Origin of the sequence: Bifidobacterium rousetti, assembly GCF_008698235.1 — a bacterium.
GTDB classification, from domain to species: Bacteria; Actinomycetota; Actinomycetes; order Actinomycetales; family Bifidobacteriaceae; genus Bifidobacterium; species Bifidobacterium rousetti.
The window spans coordinates 63,559-76,452 of sequence record NZ_PEBH01000001.1; the positions used below are offsets into that span (position 1 = coordinate 63,559).

Annotated in this window: 17 protein-coding genes and 5 tRNA genes; 16 read left to right on the forward strand and 6 right to left on the reverse strand. The window is 64.4% G+C overall.

Annotated elements, in window-relative coordinates:
• Positions 1-255: 255 nt before the first annotated feature.
• Positions 256-453, reverse strand: coding sequence for a hypothetical protein (locus CSQ85_RS00355; RefSeq protein ID WP_150382380.1), 198 nt, complete (start codon positions 451-453; stop codon positions 256-258).
• A gap of 72 nt (positions 454-525) precedes the next feature.
• Here CSQ85_RS00355 and CSQ85_RS00360 point away from each other — a divergent pair, with 72 nt between their 5' ends.
• Positions 526-1,029, forward strand: a complete 504-nt coding sequence (locus CSQ85_RS00360) for a hypothetical protein (RefSeq protein ID WP_150382381.1) — start codon at positions 526-528, stop codon at positions 1,027-1,029.
• Positions 1,030-1,143: 114 nt separating this feature from the next.
• Here CSQ85_RS00360 and CSQ85_RS00365 read toward each other — a convergent pair whose 3' ends face one another.
• On the reverse strand, positions 1,144-1,338 hold the full coding sequence (locus CSQ85_RS00365) for a hypothetical protein (protein ID WP_150382382.1): 195 nt from the start codon (positions 1,336-1,338) through the stop codon (positions 1,144-1,146).
• Positions 1,339-1,469: 131 nt separating this feature from the next.
• On the opposite strand from CSQ85_RS00365, the gene CSQ85_RS00370 reads away from it, so the two are divergent.
• Together CSQ85_RS00370 and CSQ85_RS00375 are read left to right on the forward strand one after the other, a co-directional pair.
• The gene (locus CSQ85_RS00370; protein WP_150382383.1) at positions 1,470-1,667 is read left to right on the forward strand and encodes a hypothetical protein; all 198 of its coding nucleotides are present in this window, start codon (positions 1,470-1,472) and stop codon (positions 1,665-1,667) included.
• A 236-nt stretch (positions 1,668-1,903) separates the two neighbouring features.
• Positions 1,904-2,524, forward strand: coding sequence for a hypothetical protein (locus CSQ85_RS00375; RefSeq protein WP_150382384.1), 621 nt, complete (start codon positions 1,904-1,906; stop codon positions 2,522-2,524).
• 2 nt (positions 2,525-2,526) lie between these two features.
• Here the strand turns inward: CSQ85_RS00375 and CSQ85_RS00380 are convergent, their stop codons facing one another.
• Positions 2,527-2,787 (reverse strand): helix-turn-helix domain-containing protein, encoded by a 261-nt coding sequence (locus CSQ85_RS00380; RefSeq protein WP_150382385.1) that lies wholly within the window; start codon positions 2,785-2,787, stop codon positions 2,527-2,529.
• A gap of 50 nt (positions 2,788-2,837) precedes the next feature.
• Positions 2,838-3,008, reverse strand: coding sequence for a hypothetical protein (locus tag CSQ85_RS12965; protein ID WP_190972805.1), 171 nt, complete (start codon positions 3,006-3,008; stop codon positions 2,838-2,840).
• Between the two features lie 166 nt (positions 3,009-3,174).
• Here CSQ85_RS12965 and CSQ85_RS00385 point away from each other — a divergent pair, with 166 nt between their 5' ends.
• From CSQ85_RS00385 to CSQ85_RS13285, 5 genes are all read left to right on the forward strand, one after another.
• Entirely contained in the window at positions 3,175-3,570 is a 396-nt protein-coding gene (locus CSQ85_RS00385; protein ID WP_150382386.1) for a hypothetical protein, read from the forward strand.
• Between the two features lie 77 nt (positions 3,571-3,647).
• Entirely contained in the window at positions 3,648-4,658 is a 1,011-nt protein-coding gene (gene rhuM, locus CSQ85_RS00390; protein WP_150382387.1) for a RhuM family protein, read from the forward strand.
• Positions 4,655-5,065, forward strand: coding sequence for an ImmA/IrrE family metallo-endopeptidase (locus CSQ85_RS00395; protein WP_150382388.1), 411 nt, complete (start codon positions 4,655-4,657; stop codon positions 5,063-5,065). The genes rhuM and CSQ85_RS00395 overlap by 4 nt, the downstream gene beginning before the upstream one ends.
• 50 nt (positions 5,066-5,115) lie before the next feature.
• Entirely contained in the window at positions 5,116-5,910 is a 795-nt protein-coding gene (locus CSQ85_RS00400; RefSeq protein ID WP_223846734.1) for a tyrosine-type recombinase/integrase, read from the forward strand.
• Positions 5,799-6,305, forward strand: coding sequence for a tyrosine-type recombinase/integrase (locus tag CSQ85_RS13285; RefSeq protein WP_223846735.1), 507 nt, complete (start codon positions 5,799-5,801; stop codon positions 6,303-6,305). Before CSQ85_RS00400 ends, CSQ85_RS13285 begins: the two co-directional genes overlap by 112 nt.
• Before the next feature lie 108 nt (positions 6,306-6,413).
• Here CSQ85_RS13285 and CSQ85_RS00405 read toward each other — a convergent pair whose 3' ends face one another.
• Entirely contained in the window at positions 6,414-7,205 is a 792-nt protein-coding gene (locus CSQ85_RS00405) for a fructosamine kinase family protein (RefSeq protein ID WP_150382706.1), read from the reverse strand.
• Positions 7,206-7,406: 201 nt separating this feature from the next.
• Between CSQ85_RS00405 and CSQ85_RS00410 the strand changes: the two genes are divergently transcribed.
• On the forward strand, positions 7,407-8,330 hold the full coding sequence (locus CSQ85_RS00410) for an undecaprenyl-diphosphate phosphatase (protein WP_107041689.1): 924 nt from the start codon (positions 7,407-7,409) through the stop codon (positions 8,328-8,330).
• Positions 8,331-8,453: 123 nt separating this feature from the next.
• Here the strand turns inward: CSQ85_RS00410 and CSQ85_RS00415 are convergent, their stop codons facing one another.
• Complete coding sequence (locus CSQ85_RS00415; protein ID WP_223846736.1) at positions 8,454-9,281, reverse strand: PAC2 family protein; 828 nt, start codon at positions 9,279-9,281, stop codon at positions 8,454-8,456.
• Between the two features lie 211 nt (positions 9,282-9,492).
• Between CSQ85_RS00415 and CSQ85_RS00420 the strand changes: the two genes are divergently transcribed.
• From CSQ85_RS00420 to CSQ85_RS00450, 7 genes are all read left to right on the forward strand, one after another.
• A tRNA-Gly gene (locus tag CSQ85_RS00420) sits at positions 9,493-9,565 on the forward strand.
• A 29-nt stretch (positions 9,566-9,594) separates the two neighbouring features.
• Positions 9,595-9,665 (forward strand) — tRNA-Cys (locus tag CSQ85_RS00425).
• 43 nt (positions 9,666-9,708) lie between these two features.
• A tRNA-Val gene (locus CSQ85_RS00430) sits at positions 9,709-9,780 on the forward strand.
• Positions 9,781-9,831: 51 nt separating this feature from the next.
• Positions 9,832-9,904 (forward strand) — tRNA-Val (locus tag CSQ85_RS00435).
• 33 nt (positions 9,905-9,937) lie between these two features.
• A tRNA-Gly gene (locus CSQ85_RS00440) sits at positions 9,938-10,013 on the forward strand.
• Between the two features lie 197 nt (positions 10,014-10,210).
• A complete protein-coding gene (locus tag CSQ85_RS00445; RefSeq protein WP_150382389.1) occupies positions 10,211-10,909 on the forward strand; it encodes a M23 family metallopeptidase in 699 nt (232 codons plus the stop codon).
• Between the two features lie 153 nt (positions 10,910-11,062).
• Positions 11,063-12,877 (forward strand): AMP-dependent synthetase/ligase, encoded by a 1,815-nt coding sequence (locus CSQ85_RS00450; RefSeq protein WP_150382390.1) that lies wholly within the window; start codon positions 11,063-11,065, stop codon positions 12,875-12,877.
• Positions 12,878-12,894: the final 17 nt, after the last annotated feature.

Below are 12,894 nucleotides of genomic sequence, written 5' to 3' on the forward strand. Positions count from 1 at the left end.
GTCTGCTCGTGGACGGCCGTGGAATCGCACCACGGTCCCGGCCTTTGCCGCGTACATGACACCGCGATCTCGGCTGGGGGCTGCTTGCTCCGCCCTAGGTGGGGTGATGCTGAAGTGAAATCGACAATCAACGGACCGGCATCACCCCGATCCCGTATGGTTTTTATTGACTTTTGAGTTATTTGGGATTTGTACGGTCTCCTTTACCGCCGCCCGCCGCGGGAAAGAAAGGAAAGCGCGGGCGGGCAAGACTTGTCATTCGTCGAGGTCGGCGAGGATGAGGCAGACGAGGCGGATGAAACCGCCCGCGCCGATGACCCACGCGCTCGTCATGCCCCACGGGTCGGCCGGCCACCAGTGCGTGCCCACGTACAGGAACGCGCCCACAAGGAGCAGCGCGCAGATCAGGCCGGTCGTGTACGGGTAACGGTCCGAGAACGATTCATGTTTCATCGTTCCGTCTCCTTTCGTGTGGCCTCTCCCGCCGGTAGGCTGATAGCCGTCGGCAGGCGGAGGGGAGGATCAGTGGGTGCTTCGGATTGGTTGGCGTTGGTGTCGGCGGTCATCGCCGGCGTTGCCCTGGGGGTGTCGGTCGTGTCGGTCGTGTTCGCGAAACGGCAGGCGGATGCCGCGGCCGAGGCGAACAGGATCAGCCGGACGGCGAACGACATCGCCCGCCGCCAGCTCGACGTGATGCGCGAGCAGTTGGACGCGGACGCCGCGGCCGGGGCCGTCGGGCGGGCGTCGGTTGTCCCGTACGTGCCTCCGTGGCGGATCGACTGGTATCGGGGCAGCATGTTCGCCATCACCAACGGCGGCAGCGCGACGGAGCGGGACGTCAGGATCATTCCGCCGGACAACTGCGCCGTCGCGTCTGGTCTCGAGTTCGGGGAGATAGGGCCCATGTCGTCACGCACCTTCATGATCGTGCCGACGATGGCGACCGAGTCGCGCGAGTTGACGGTGACGTGGGTGCATGACGGTGGGATTCGATCCTGGACAACAGTGCTGCCGTCTCGCGGTTCGTGATCGTGGTGTCCACTTGGATGGTTCGTGTCCGGTGTTCGATCGCGAGCCACCACGCCACCAGTGCGGTCTCGGCCGCGAGGGCGGTCGTGACCACGGCGAGCAGGATGATCCCGTTCATCGTTCCGTCTCCTTCGTTTCCTTGAGTGTCCTGTTGATCTGGCGGGCGAACTCGCGTAGGGCGGTGGTGGTCATGCCCTCGACGATGTGCACGCGGTCGGCGCTGGCCATCTGGATGCGCCACGAGCCCGCCGGCCCCTGGCGGTCGATGGAGCAGTCGCCGTTCCACGGCATGCGGGTGATCACGGCCATCACGCCACCTCCCTTCCGTTGTTTTCCGTGTTGTTGGTGGGGGCGGAGGAGAAGCCGCCGCCCCCGTTTTCTCCTAGGATGTTGTCCAGCATCGTGTAAAGGGCGCGATGCGCATTCAAAGGAGAAGCATCATGACCGCATCCCAGAGGGAGCTGTTGGGGAACGCGCTGAGCAACATCGCCAACGGCACGAACATCGCCGTCAGGGTCAAGGAGAGCGCGCATGACCCGCAGGTACGGGAACTCGCCAAGGCCGTGCATTTCATCGGCTACGGGGCGCAGGAAATCGTCCACGCCCTGATCGACGAGGGCCGTATCAAGGATCTCTAGCGCGCACCTGCTCACGGCGTCGAGCTGGAAGAGCAACGCCCTATGGCTCATACGCCGGCCCAACTGTTCGAACTCCTTCGCGTCGAGCGCGTCGCGGAAGAGATCGGGATTGAACGTGGCCTGTTCCAACAGGTGCAGGCCACCCGTCCTCAGTCCCGACTCCAACTCCGTGCAGATGTTCAGCAACCGGGATTCCACGGCCATCACGCCACCTCCCTGCGGGTAGAATCCGTGGCATGGATTGGTGGAATCTGTTCTGGACTGGATTCGGCGCCGTCGTCGGCATGTTCGGCGCCGTCGCCGGTTTCGTTGCCCTGTTCCAGACGCGCAAGGCGAACAAGCTCGCGAAGGATGCGAACCTGATCGCGCAGGAAGCGAACCGCATCGCCGGAGAGTCCCGTGACGCCGCCTCGCGAGCCAACGATTTGGCACGACAGGCGAACGAGATAGGAGAACACGCGAACCTGATCGCGCAGCGGGCGTTGTCTGCCGGCCGCGATCAGACCGTCTATCGTTGGGCGTCCGAGTTCGATGCAGAGCGTGCCGTACTCCGTCTCATCGATGACTGCGGTCTCGACGCACGAGACGTTCATGTCGTCGTCCGATTCGAGGGCCAGACGGTAGGGGAAGGGGGCGCCGACCGCATGCCCGCATACGGACAGGTGACGCTCGAGGTCCCGCTCCTGGTCGAGAAGCTTCACGAAGAGGCCGTCTCCCTGAGACGGTCGGGTGTCATCGGCTCGCCGCATGTCAAGGTCACGATCGGTGTCGTCTGGGTCAGCGAGCTCGGGGTGTACCGCAGTCTGGAATGCGAGCAGGGCTTCGGCTATGCGAAGCGAAAGAAGATCCTCGCCTGACATCACTCCACCTCCCTCGGGTCGGCGGTCACGAGCGGCTTCAACACGAACTCCTCTTGGAGCAGTTCATAGGGCTTGTATCCCGTGACCGTGCAGAACTCGTTGAGGTCAGCAAGAGAGAGCGGGACATTGCCATTGATGCGACGGTTGGCGGCGTCCCGGCTTTGTCCCGTCCTCTTGGCGTATTCCGCGATACTGATGTGCTGTGACGAAAGAACCGCTCGAAATCGGTCGGACACAATGGAGTTGAGATCTACTGCCATGACTTTCCTTGTGAAGTATCTGTTTGAACCTGACGGCGCCGTGCTCGGCGTCAGATGGCGAGGACCGTGGGCGGAATGATTGGCAGTCCGAATTCCTCGGCGAGCCTCCGTCGGGCCTCCAGCCCCTGAGCCGCCGTGGCCCTCGCCCTGTAGGTCAGCCATTCCGAGTTCGAGACCCCGGCCGGCTGCTCCGGCATCCGCTCCGTGTTCCTGCTGTCCATCTCCGTCCGTCCTTTCTGTTGACGCTTCTTATTATGCACGCAATTGCACGCATGGCAAGTCAAAATGACGCGCGGCGTGTCGCAATTGAACGCGATTAGCCGCACTTGCTTTATGTCGCACAGCAAATGAGCGCGTCGAGACGCATAGGGCGATACCATGGGAAACATGGGAAGCAAAAAGATAGAAGTCAGCGGATTGGGCCGCGTTGCCAGCAAGAACATTCGCGCGCAGCTAGGAATCAGGCGCATGTCTAATCGCGAGCTGGCAAGACAGATGGAGCGCAGCGAAAGCTATGTCCGAGCTCGTGTGAACGACGAAAAGGAATGGACCCTCAACGACATTGAGATAATCTGCCGGATCTGGCACCTACAGCCGTGCCAGATGGTCATCGAAGGCGGTGCGACTGCGCCCGCCTCCGCGCGTTCGTCGTTGGAGGAGACCGCGGCCCGCGAGCGGTCGAACATCGAGGCCGCGCTCCACGCGCTGGAGACCGATCCCATGAGCCTCGCCGCCTACGAGGACCCCCACAAACACGACCCCGACCCCGACAACATCGCATGAGAGGAGGAAACCCGACCCGGACGTAGATGGAGTAAAAGGGGTCGAATTCGACGCCTTTTATCGGAAAGGAGCATTTCATGGAGAACGAGGAGCCGCAGGAGGGCAGCATCGTCCTCTACCAAGCGGACGGCAGGAACGTGCCCGTGCAGGTCACGTACAGGGACGAGACGTTCTGGATGACGCAGAAGGGCATGGCCGAACTCTTCGGCGTGACCCCGCAGACCATCACCCGCCACCTGCAGAACATATACGCGGAGGGCGAGCTGGACGAGAAGTCAACCTGTACGTCTTTTGTACAAGTTCAAACCGAAGGCGGCAGAACGGTTCGCCGTTCCCTGACGTTCTACGATCTCGACGCGATCATCGCGGTCGGCTACCGCGTCAACAGCAAACAGGCCACCCAGTTCCGCATCTGGGCCACGAGCGTACTGCACGAATACATCGTCAAGGGGTTCGCGCTCAATGACGACATGCTCAAGAACGGTCGTCCTTTCGGCGACGACTACTTCGAGGAGCTGCTCGCGCGCATCCGCGACATCCGTACCAGCGAGCGGCGCTTCTACCAGAAGATAACCGACCTGTTCAGCGAGGTCAGCTGGGATTACGATCCGAAATCGCAGACCGCGCGCGACTTCTTCGCGAGCTTCCAGAACAAGATGCACTACGCCATCACCGGATTGACCGCCGCCGAGATCATCACCAGCCGGGTCGATTCCTCAAAGACGAACATGGGACTGACGAATTGGAAGGGGTCACCGAAGGGGCATCCGCACGCCGGCGACGTCGCGATAGCCAAGAACTACCTCAGCAAGGACGAATTGGAGGCGTTGAACACCCTGACCACCGGCCTGCTCGATCTGACCGAGGCAAGGGTCCGGCGGCGCACGCTCACCAGCATGAGCGAATGCGCCGAACTCATAGACCAATATCTCAAGCTCGCGGGTATGCCCCTGCTCGAAGGCAAAGGCAACCGCGGCCACAGGCAGGCGGTCGACAAGGCGATGGACGAATACCGCAAATGGGACAAGGCAAGGGAGAACGACTTCGACAAATTCGTCAAGGGCGTCGAAGACGGCGCGCTCCGATGACCCCCATCCTGCCGGTGTCGGCGCGTCTGAACTACGGGCCGATGCGCATGCTCCTGTACGAGGTCGCGCCCGGCCTGACCGTCGGCAGCGCCATCCTCGCCGGTGATCTCCACGGCGTGTACGACCTGCTGCACGACACCATCGTCATCGACCGCAGCATGACGTACACGCGCAAACGCTGCACCCTGGTGCACGAGCTCGTCCACCGCGCCTACGGGGATTACGGGCATCAGCGCGAACGCCGGTGCCGGATCGTCACCGCCCGGCTCCTCATCGACGAGCAGGAGTACGCGCGCGCCGAGGCCATGTACGAGGGCGACCCGTGGCTCATGGCCGACGAATTGAACGTGACCGTGCAGGTCGTCCTCGACTACCGGGAGTGGCTGCATGAATCACGGGCCGCATAGGAAAGCCCCGGCGCAGGGCCGGGGCGGAAGGCCGGAAGGAAGGTCGTCTCATGGCGAGCGTAACGAAATATGTCACGGCGAAGGGCGAGAAACGGTACCGGGTGCGGTACCGCAAGCCCGACGGCACCCAGACCGACAAGCGCGGGTTCCTGCGGAAGGTCGACGCGGAGAACTGGGCCGCGGAGCACGTGACGGTCGCCAAGGCCCAAGGCACGTTCATCGACCCGCAGGCGGGCGAGCGCCTCGTCGGCGACCTGTACGAGCAGTGGCTGACGGAACGCCGCCCGTTCTGGAAACCGGTGACCACGGCGAACATAGAGAACGCCTGGAGGGTCCACGTCGAGCCGAAGTGGGCGGGATATCGGATCGGTGACGTCACACGCGGGGATGTGCAGGAGTGGATTGGCGGCATCATCGAACGGTCGGGACGGCCCTCCGTGGGCCGCCCCTTCGGGATCCTCTCCGGCGTCTGCGGGATCGCCGTGCGCGACAAGCTCATTCCGGCGAATCCCTGCGACGGCGTCGAACTGCCGAAATTGCCGTCGCGCAAGGAACGGCGCGTGTACCTGACCATACCGGAGCTGCTCGCGTTCGCTGAAGAGGCGGCCAACTGCCGTGTGCTGGGGGATGAACGTCGGGCGCTCGTCCTGCTGCTCGGCTTCTGCGGCCTGCGGTGGGGCGAGGCGGCGGGGCTGCGTGCCGGCGATCTGGACTTCGACAGGGGGTGCTGCATGTGCGCCGAAACCTTGTCTACGTCAACAGTCAGGTCGGTTGGGCGGAGGGCACCCCGAAGAGCCATGAGCGCCGCGACGTGCCGATGCCTCGCGTCGTCATGGATGCGCTGAAGGCCGTCTGCGGGCGGCGCGGGCCGGATGATCGTGTGTTCCGTGACGCGCATGGTGGGCCGCTCCGCAAGCAGAGCCTCGCGCGGGGATCCGGCTGGTGGGTGCGTACGCTCACGCGGCTCGGCTGGAAGCGGGATGACTGGCCAGTGCCCCATGATCTGCGTCATACGGCGGCGAGCTTGGCGGTGCATGCGGGCGCGAACGTGAAGGCGCTGCAGCGGATGCTCGGTCACAGGAACGCGAGCATGACCTTGGACGTGTACGCCGACCTGTTCGACAGCGACCTCATGGATGTGGCCCGGCTGCTCGATGCGGCGGTGCAGGTTGAGGGTGGTTCCGTGGGGTGTGGGCAAAATGTGGGCAAAATGGCGCGGGAGGCTGTGAGAATGGCTTGAAATGGCGGAATATGGCTGTTCTTGCGCATCATGCTTCTTCAGCAAGCTGAAGGACGCGCTGAGCTGAGCTGAGCTGAGTCGAGCCGAGCCGAGCCGAAGCTGCGGGGATCAGCCGAGCAGCGACCGGCACATCGAGCGGTATTCGCTCACGTATCCGCCGCCGAAGAACACGCAGTGACCCGCGATCGGGTACAGCCGCCACAGCGTCATGCGTTCCTCCCAGCCGGCCTTGAGCGGGTGCACGGACTGGTATCCGTCGAGGATGTCGCGCAGATAGGTCATGCCGAACAGGCCGAGCATGGCGAGGTCCTCCTCGCGGTGTCCGCCGTGGGCCGCCGGGTCGATGAGGACCGCCTCGCTGTGGCCGCGGTCGGCGGTCCACATCACGTTGCCGCTCCACAGGTCGCCGTGCACGCGCGCGGGCTTGTCGCTGGCGGCGCGGCCCAGCAGGTCGGGCAGCGCGTCGATGACGCCTTGGGTCAGCTCCATGTCGTACTTGTCGAGCTCGCCGCGGCGCATGCCGAGCTCCACCATCGGCAGGAGTCGGCCTTCGGCCAAGTAGGTGGCGGGGTCGTCCCATGTTCCGGTGTCCATCGGCACCGGGTCCTGCAGCGGGCCGAAGTAGCAGGTGCCGTCGTACCCTTCCGGCGCGGAGCCGAAGTGCGGGGCGCCGGCGTCGTGCATGCGGGCCAGCGCGGCCCCGAAGTCGTGCGCGGCCTTGACGGTGGGCATCGCGGAATGGACGCGTTCGATGTCGAGATGGTCGTCGCCCCATCCGATCACCTTGACCACGCGGGGTCCGCCCTGCTCCATCGCCTCGCCGAGCCATTCGAGGCCGCGGCCCTCGCACTCGAAGAACCCCTTCGGGGCGAACGCCCTGCTTTTGCGGTATGTGTCCATCATGACGCTCCTTGTTGCTGAAAAACGGCGCATCGTCGTTTCCGATCCCGCGATCGTTGGCCTTATTGTGTGCATTGTGCAAGACATCCGCCCTGCGCGCCGCCCCAAGCGCCGTCTTAGCCTCCCGCTGAGTACAGTGGACACGGCAATTGCGAATTCCCTAGCAAACCTAGCGACATGAAGTAGGAGTGAAGAGGGGCTATGAATTTCTTCCAGGCGATTCTCCTCGGTCTCGTGCAGGCGCTGACCGAGTATCTGCCGGTGTCCTCCAGCGCGCACATCCGCATCATCGGCGACCTGATGATCGGTTCCGATCCGGGTGCCGCGTTCACCGCGATCATCCAGCTCGGCACCGAGCTCGCGGTGATCCTGTACTATCGCCGTGACATCATCCGCATCCTCGGCGCGTGGTTCGGCTCGCTGTTCGGCAAGGAGGGCAAGGATCTGAAGTCCCGTCTGGGCGCGAAGAACCCGGATACGCAGATGGGATGGTTCATCATCATCGGCACCATGCCGATCCTCATCGCCGGACTCCTGTTCAAGGACGCGATCGAGACCACGCTGCGCAACCTGTGGATCACGGTGACCGTGCTCGCGGTGTTCGGCGTGCTGCTGTGGATCTTCGACGCGCGCGCCAAACAGGTCAAGACGATGAGCCAGATGACGGTCAAGGACGCGATCCTGTTCGGCGTGGGCCAGATGCTCGCCCTGATCCCGGGCGTCTCCCGTTCCGGCGGCACGATCACGTTCGGCCGCGCGATGGGCTACACCCGCGAGGCCGCGGTGCGCGTGAGCTTCCTGATGGCGATCCCGGCCGTGTTCGGCGCGGGCATCCTCGAGGCGGTCTCCGCGGTCAAGGACGTGAGCGCCTGCTCCGCCACCAAGGCCGCGGACGCGTGCGCGGCGATCGGCGGCGCCGCGTGGCCGGGCTGGGGCCCGACCATCGCCGCGACGATCGTGGCGTTCTTCGTCGGATACATCGTGATCATCGGCTTCCTGAAATTCGTCTCGACGTTCTCCTACAGGGCGTTCGCGATCTACCGCATCGGTCTGGCCGTCGTGGTGGCGATCCTGCTGCTGACCGGCGTCCTGCCGGCGATCGACCCGTCCGTCGCGGGCGCGTGACCGATTGGGCGATAGAGGTCGATGACAGCGAGGGCCGCACCCGTGCGCAACGGGTGCGGCCCTCGCCCATATCCCGGTCCCGTACGCCGACGATTCGGGGAATATTCAGGGAATGGAAGATCTTCAGAGGTTCTTGAGGAAGTCCTCGGCCTCACGGACCAGCTGTTCGGCCTGGGCGGGGTTGGTCCGGGAAGCATTGCGGGCCCGTTCGGCGGCGTCCCAGTCGCGTTCGAGGTGATGCACGTATTCGGCGAGCTGGTCGCTGCAGTGCAGCATCATCGACGCCTTGGCCTCCCATGCGCGGGCCTCGGCCTCCAGCTCCCCCGGCTCGAGCGCGAGTCCCAGCTCCTCGCCCAAACGGTTCAGCAGGGCCAGCGTGGCCTTCGGGCAGTCGTCGTTACCGGTGTACTGGGGGATGGAGGCCCACAGCGACGTGGTGTCGAACGACTGTTCGCGCGCCATGTCGTCGAGCACGGTCGGGATGCCGACCGGGCCGGTGTAGCCCTCGCCGGGGTCCTCGCACTCCAGATCGTGCGCGACGTCCACCGGCACCGGACGGGTGTGCGGGCAGTTGGCGAACATCGAACCGAGGGTCACGATGTGGTCCACATCGAGTTCGTCCGCGATATGCAGACTCTGCCGGCAGTACTCACGCCACCGGTAGTTGGGCTCCGGGGCGATCTGCGCGTAGATGCGGACGCCGGGGGAGAGGGTGATCTCGTAGAACGTGGTCTGCGGCCAGATGATGCGCGGCGCCCCGAGCGCACGGCACAGCATCGGGCGCGACACCTGATAGTCGTAGTAGCCGTCGCAGCTGATGTGCCTGATCTCGCGGGCCTCGTAATGGTCCACCAGATGCCGTACCACGTTCGTGGCGGCCTGGCAGGCGTCGTTCCATCCCTCGAACGCCGCGATCATCACGTTCCGCCGTTCGTCTCGTTCTTCGCTCATACCCCTTACAGTAACCTGCCGAAGTGGCCGGGAAGGGCCGTCTCATGCGGTTTTCGCCATGGGCGTGCTTGGCTTCGCGCCCCGTGCGCGGCATGCGGATGACGGGCGGATCGTGAGTGGGTGATGGACGCGACACGCCGTGGTTGCGAAACTCGAAGATGCCGTTATAGTAGTTACTCGTGCTTCGGCGGGAACAACCGCTGGAAATCACGCGGACATAGCTTAGTTGGTAAAGCGCAACCTTGCCAAGGTTGAGACCGCGGGTTCGAGTCCCGTTGTCCGCTCTAAGGTCCGAAGAGTTGACGAACCTTACGGTGGGTTAGCCAAGCGGTTAGGCAGCGGCCTGCAAAGCCGTATAGACGAGTTCGACTCTCGTACCCACCTCTCGGACGGTCGGTGTTCAGCCGATCGGAAGACATCGCAGGCCGGGCGGTTGGCGCAGTGGTAGCGCACTTCCCTGACACGGAAGGGGTCACAAGTTCGAATCTTGTATCGCCCACGCAAGTCGGAGCAATCCGGCGAATATTATAACTGAATACCGATTGATTTCGGGCGATTGGCGCAGCGGCTAGCGCACTTCGTTCACACCGAAGGGGTCGTAGGTTCGATTCCTACATCGCCCACTGGAATCCCGCTTCTCACGGCGGGAATCCTACGCGGACATAGCTTAGTTGGTAAAGCGCAACCTTGCCAAGGTTGAGACCGCGGGTTCGAGTCCCGTTGTCCGCTCCATCACCCCGCCTCGTGCGGGGTTTTTCATTTTCTGTTGTCTCTCGACTGCGTTCCTGTCCGATTCCCCCTCCGCATGACTTCCTCACAGGGCTTCGTCCACAGACCCCTTTCCGGCTGGACACGCCCGGCCCGACACCCGCATCGTGAAGCGTGGGCCTTGCACCGAAGGCCCTTCATCAACGGCAAAGGAGCCAGATATGGGACTGTTCAAGGAACTGCGCCGCCGATGGGCGGCGTACATGGCGCGTGCATCGCGCAGTCGGACGAGCCGACGCAAAACGGATCACGGGCATCACCGGCGTCTTATGGCGACGACGCTCACCGCCGCCGGCATGATGGGCATCATGATGGCGGTGCTCCCGGTCGGTGACGTCGCCGTGGCGTCGGCGTCGGCGTCACAGGCCAGGTCGTCGATCACGTCGCGGACGGTGGACATGGTGGGCACAGTGGACACAGTGGACACGGCCGCAGCCGTCGGGGCGTGCCGGGTGGGTCTGGCTTGGCCGCTGGACGAGCCGGTCGTGGCCGAATCGTTCGACGGTCCGGCCAAGCCGTGGCTGCCCGGACACCGCGGTGTCGATCTTGAGGCCGAGGAGGGCGAGGACATCGTCGCGCCGGATGAGGGCGTCATCTCCTTCGCGGGGGAGGTCGCAGGCAAGCAGGTGGTGAGCATACGCACCGACGAAGGCCTCACCTTCACGTTCGAACCGGCGGCCACGGATCTGCCCCGCGGCACGCGGGTGAGACGGGGCGAGCGGTTCGGCGAGGTCGCGATCGGATCGGACCATTGCGTCGGATCGTGCCTGCACTGGGGCGTGCGCCGCGGCGACCGCGCCTACATCGATCCGACGGCGATGACCGGCGGACGGCGCATCGGCCTCAAACCGGTGAGCTGAACCACACCCGATGGGGGATGGGGCCCGGCGGCCCGGCGGACATCGTGACGGCGGGCTCCATCGCGGTGGCTACAATCGGTGTCGGTACGCGATGCCGGTACGTAACGCCAGTACCCAATCGGTACATGAATACGTGAAGTTGTAGGGAAGCATATGATCAAGGAATATCTCAGGCCTTTGGAACAGCCGATCGACACCGACGGCAACCTGTTCTCGATCCTCGACGACCGTGTCTCGCGCACGCCGGACAAGCCGCTGATCGAATACAAGGAACCGAAGAGCGGCGCATGGAGGTCGTTCACGGCGACCGAGTTCCGCGACAAGGTCATCGCGCTCGCCAAGGGGCTGATCGCGCGCGGCGTCATGCCCGGCGACTCGGTCTCCGTGATCTCCAAGACCCGCTGGGAGTGGACGGCGCTCGACATGGCCATCATGTCGATCGGCGCGCTCACCGTGCCGGTGTATGAGACCAACTCGCCGAGCCAGGTGAGCATGATCTTCAACGACTCCAACGTGAAGATGGCGTTCGCCGAGAACGACATGCAGCGCGACAAGATCGAGTCCGTGCGCTCCTCCTGCCCGGATCTGGACGACGTGTACGTCATCGACTTCGGCGCGCTCGACACGCTTGAGGAGTACGGCAGGACCGTCACCGACGCCGAGTTCCGCGAACGCGAGCGTGCGGTGCACGGCACCGATCTGGCGACGATCGTGTACACGTCCGGCTCGACCGGCACGCCGAAGGGCATCGAGCTGAGCCACGGCAACTTCCTGTTCATCACCTACTCCGGTGTGCGTTCGATGCCGGACATCGCGATGCCGGAATACGCGCGCCTGTGGCTGTTCCTGCCGCTCGCGCATGTGTTCGCCCGCTACATGCAGTTCTTCTGCTTCGCCGGCAACGTCACGCTGGGCCTGTCCGGCAACCTGAAGACGATCCTGGCCGACTTCGCCGCGTTCAAGCCGACGTTCATCCTCGCCGTGCCGCGCATCTTCGAGAAGATCTACAACGCCGCCTCGCAGAAGGCCGGCGCCGGCCTCAAGGGGCGCATCTTCGCGGGCGCCACCGGCACCGCCCGCGCATGGAGCGTCGCACAGCAGTCCGGCGAGCCGATCCCGTTCTGGCTGAGCGTGAAGCACGCGCTGTACTCCAAGCTCGTCTACAAGTCGATCATGCAGGTGTTCGGCGGCCATGTCGAATACGCGGTCTCCGGCGGCGCGCCGCTCGACAAGTCGATCGCGCACTTCTTCAACGGCATCGGCCTGCCCCTGCTCGAGGGCTATGGCATGACCGAGACCTGCGCGCCGGCCTCCGTGAACCCGACCGTCGGATACCGGATCGGCACGATCGGACTGCCGATGCAGGGCACCGCGGTCGGCATCGCCGAGGACGGCGAGCTGTGCATCAAGAGCCCCGCCGTGTGCGTCGGCTACCACAACCACCCGGAGATCACCAGGCAGCAGATCGTCGACGGATGGCTGCACACCGGCGATCTGGGCTCGCTCGACGACGACGGCTTCGTGAGCGTGACCGGCCGCAAGAAGGACCTCATCATCACCGCCGGCGGCAAGAACGTGAGCCCCGGCGAGCTCGAGGCGTCGGTGATGACCTCGCCGGTCGTCAACCAGTGCGTGGTCGTCGGCGACCGCAAGCCGTTCATCGCCGCGATCATCGCGCTCGATCTGGCCGAGACGAACACATGGCTCGAGGCGCAGGGCGCGGCGCCGTGCAGGGATCTCGCCGAGGCCGCGCGCAACCCGATCGTGCATGCGGAGGTGGAGCGCGCCGTCAACCAGGCCGACGAGCTCGTCTCCCGCGCCGAGTCGATCCGCAAGTTCGAGATCGTGCCCGACGACTTCACCGAGGACAACGGCCTCGTCACCGCCTCGATGAAGGCTCGCCGCGAGGCGATCACCGAACGCTACCGGGATCTCATCGACAACGTGATCTACGCCGGCAAGCGCTGAACTAGGATGAACTAAGA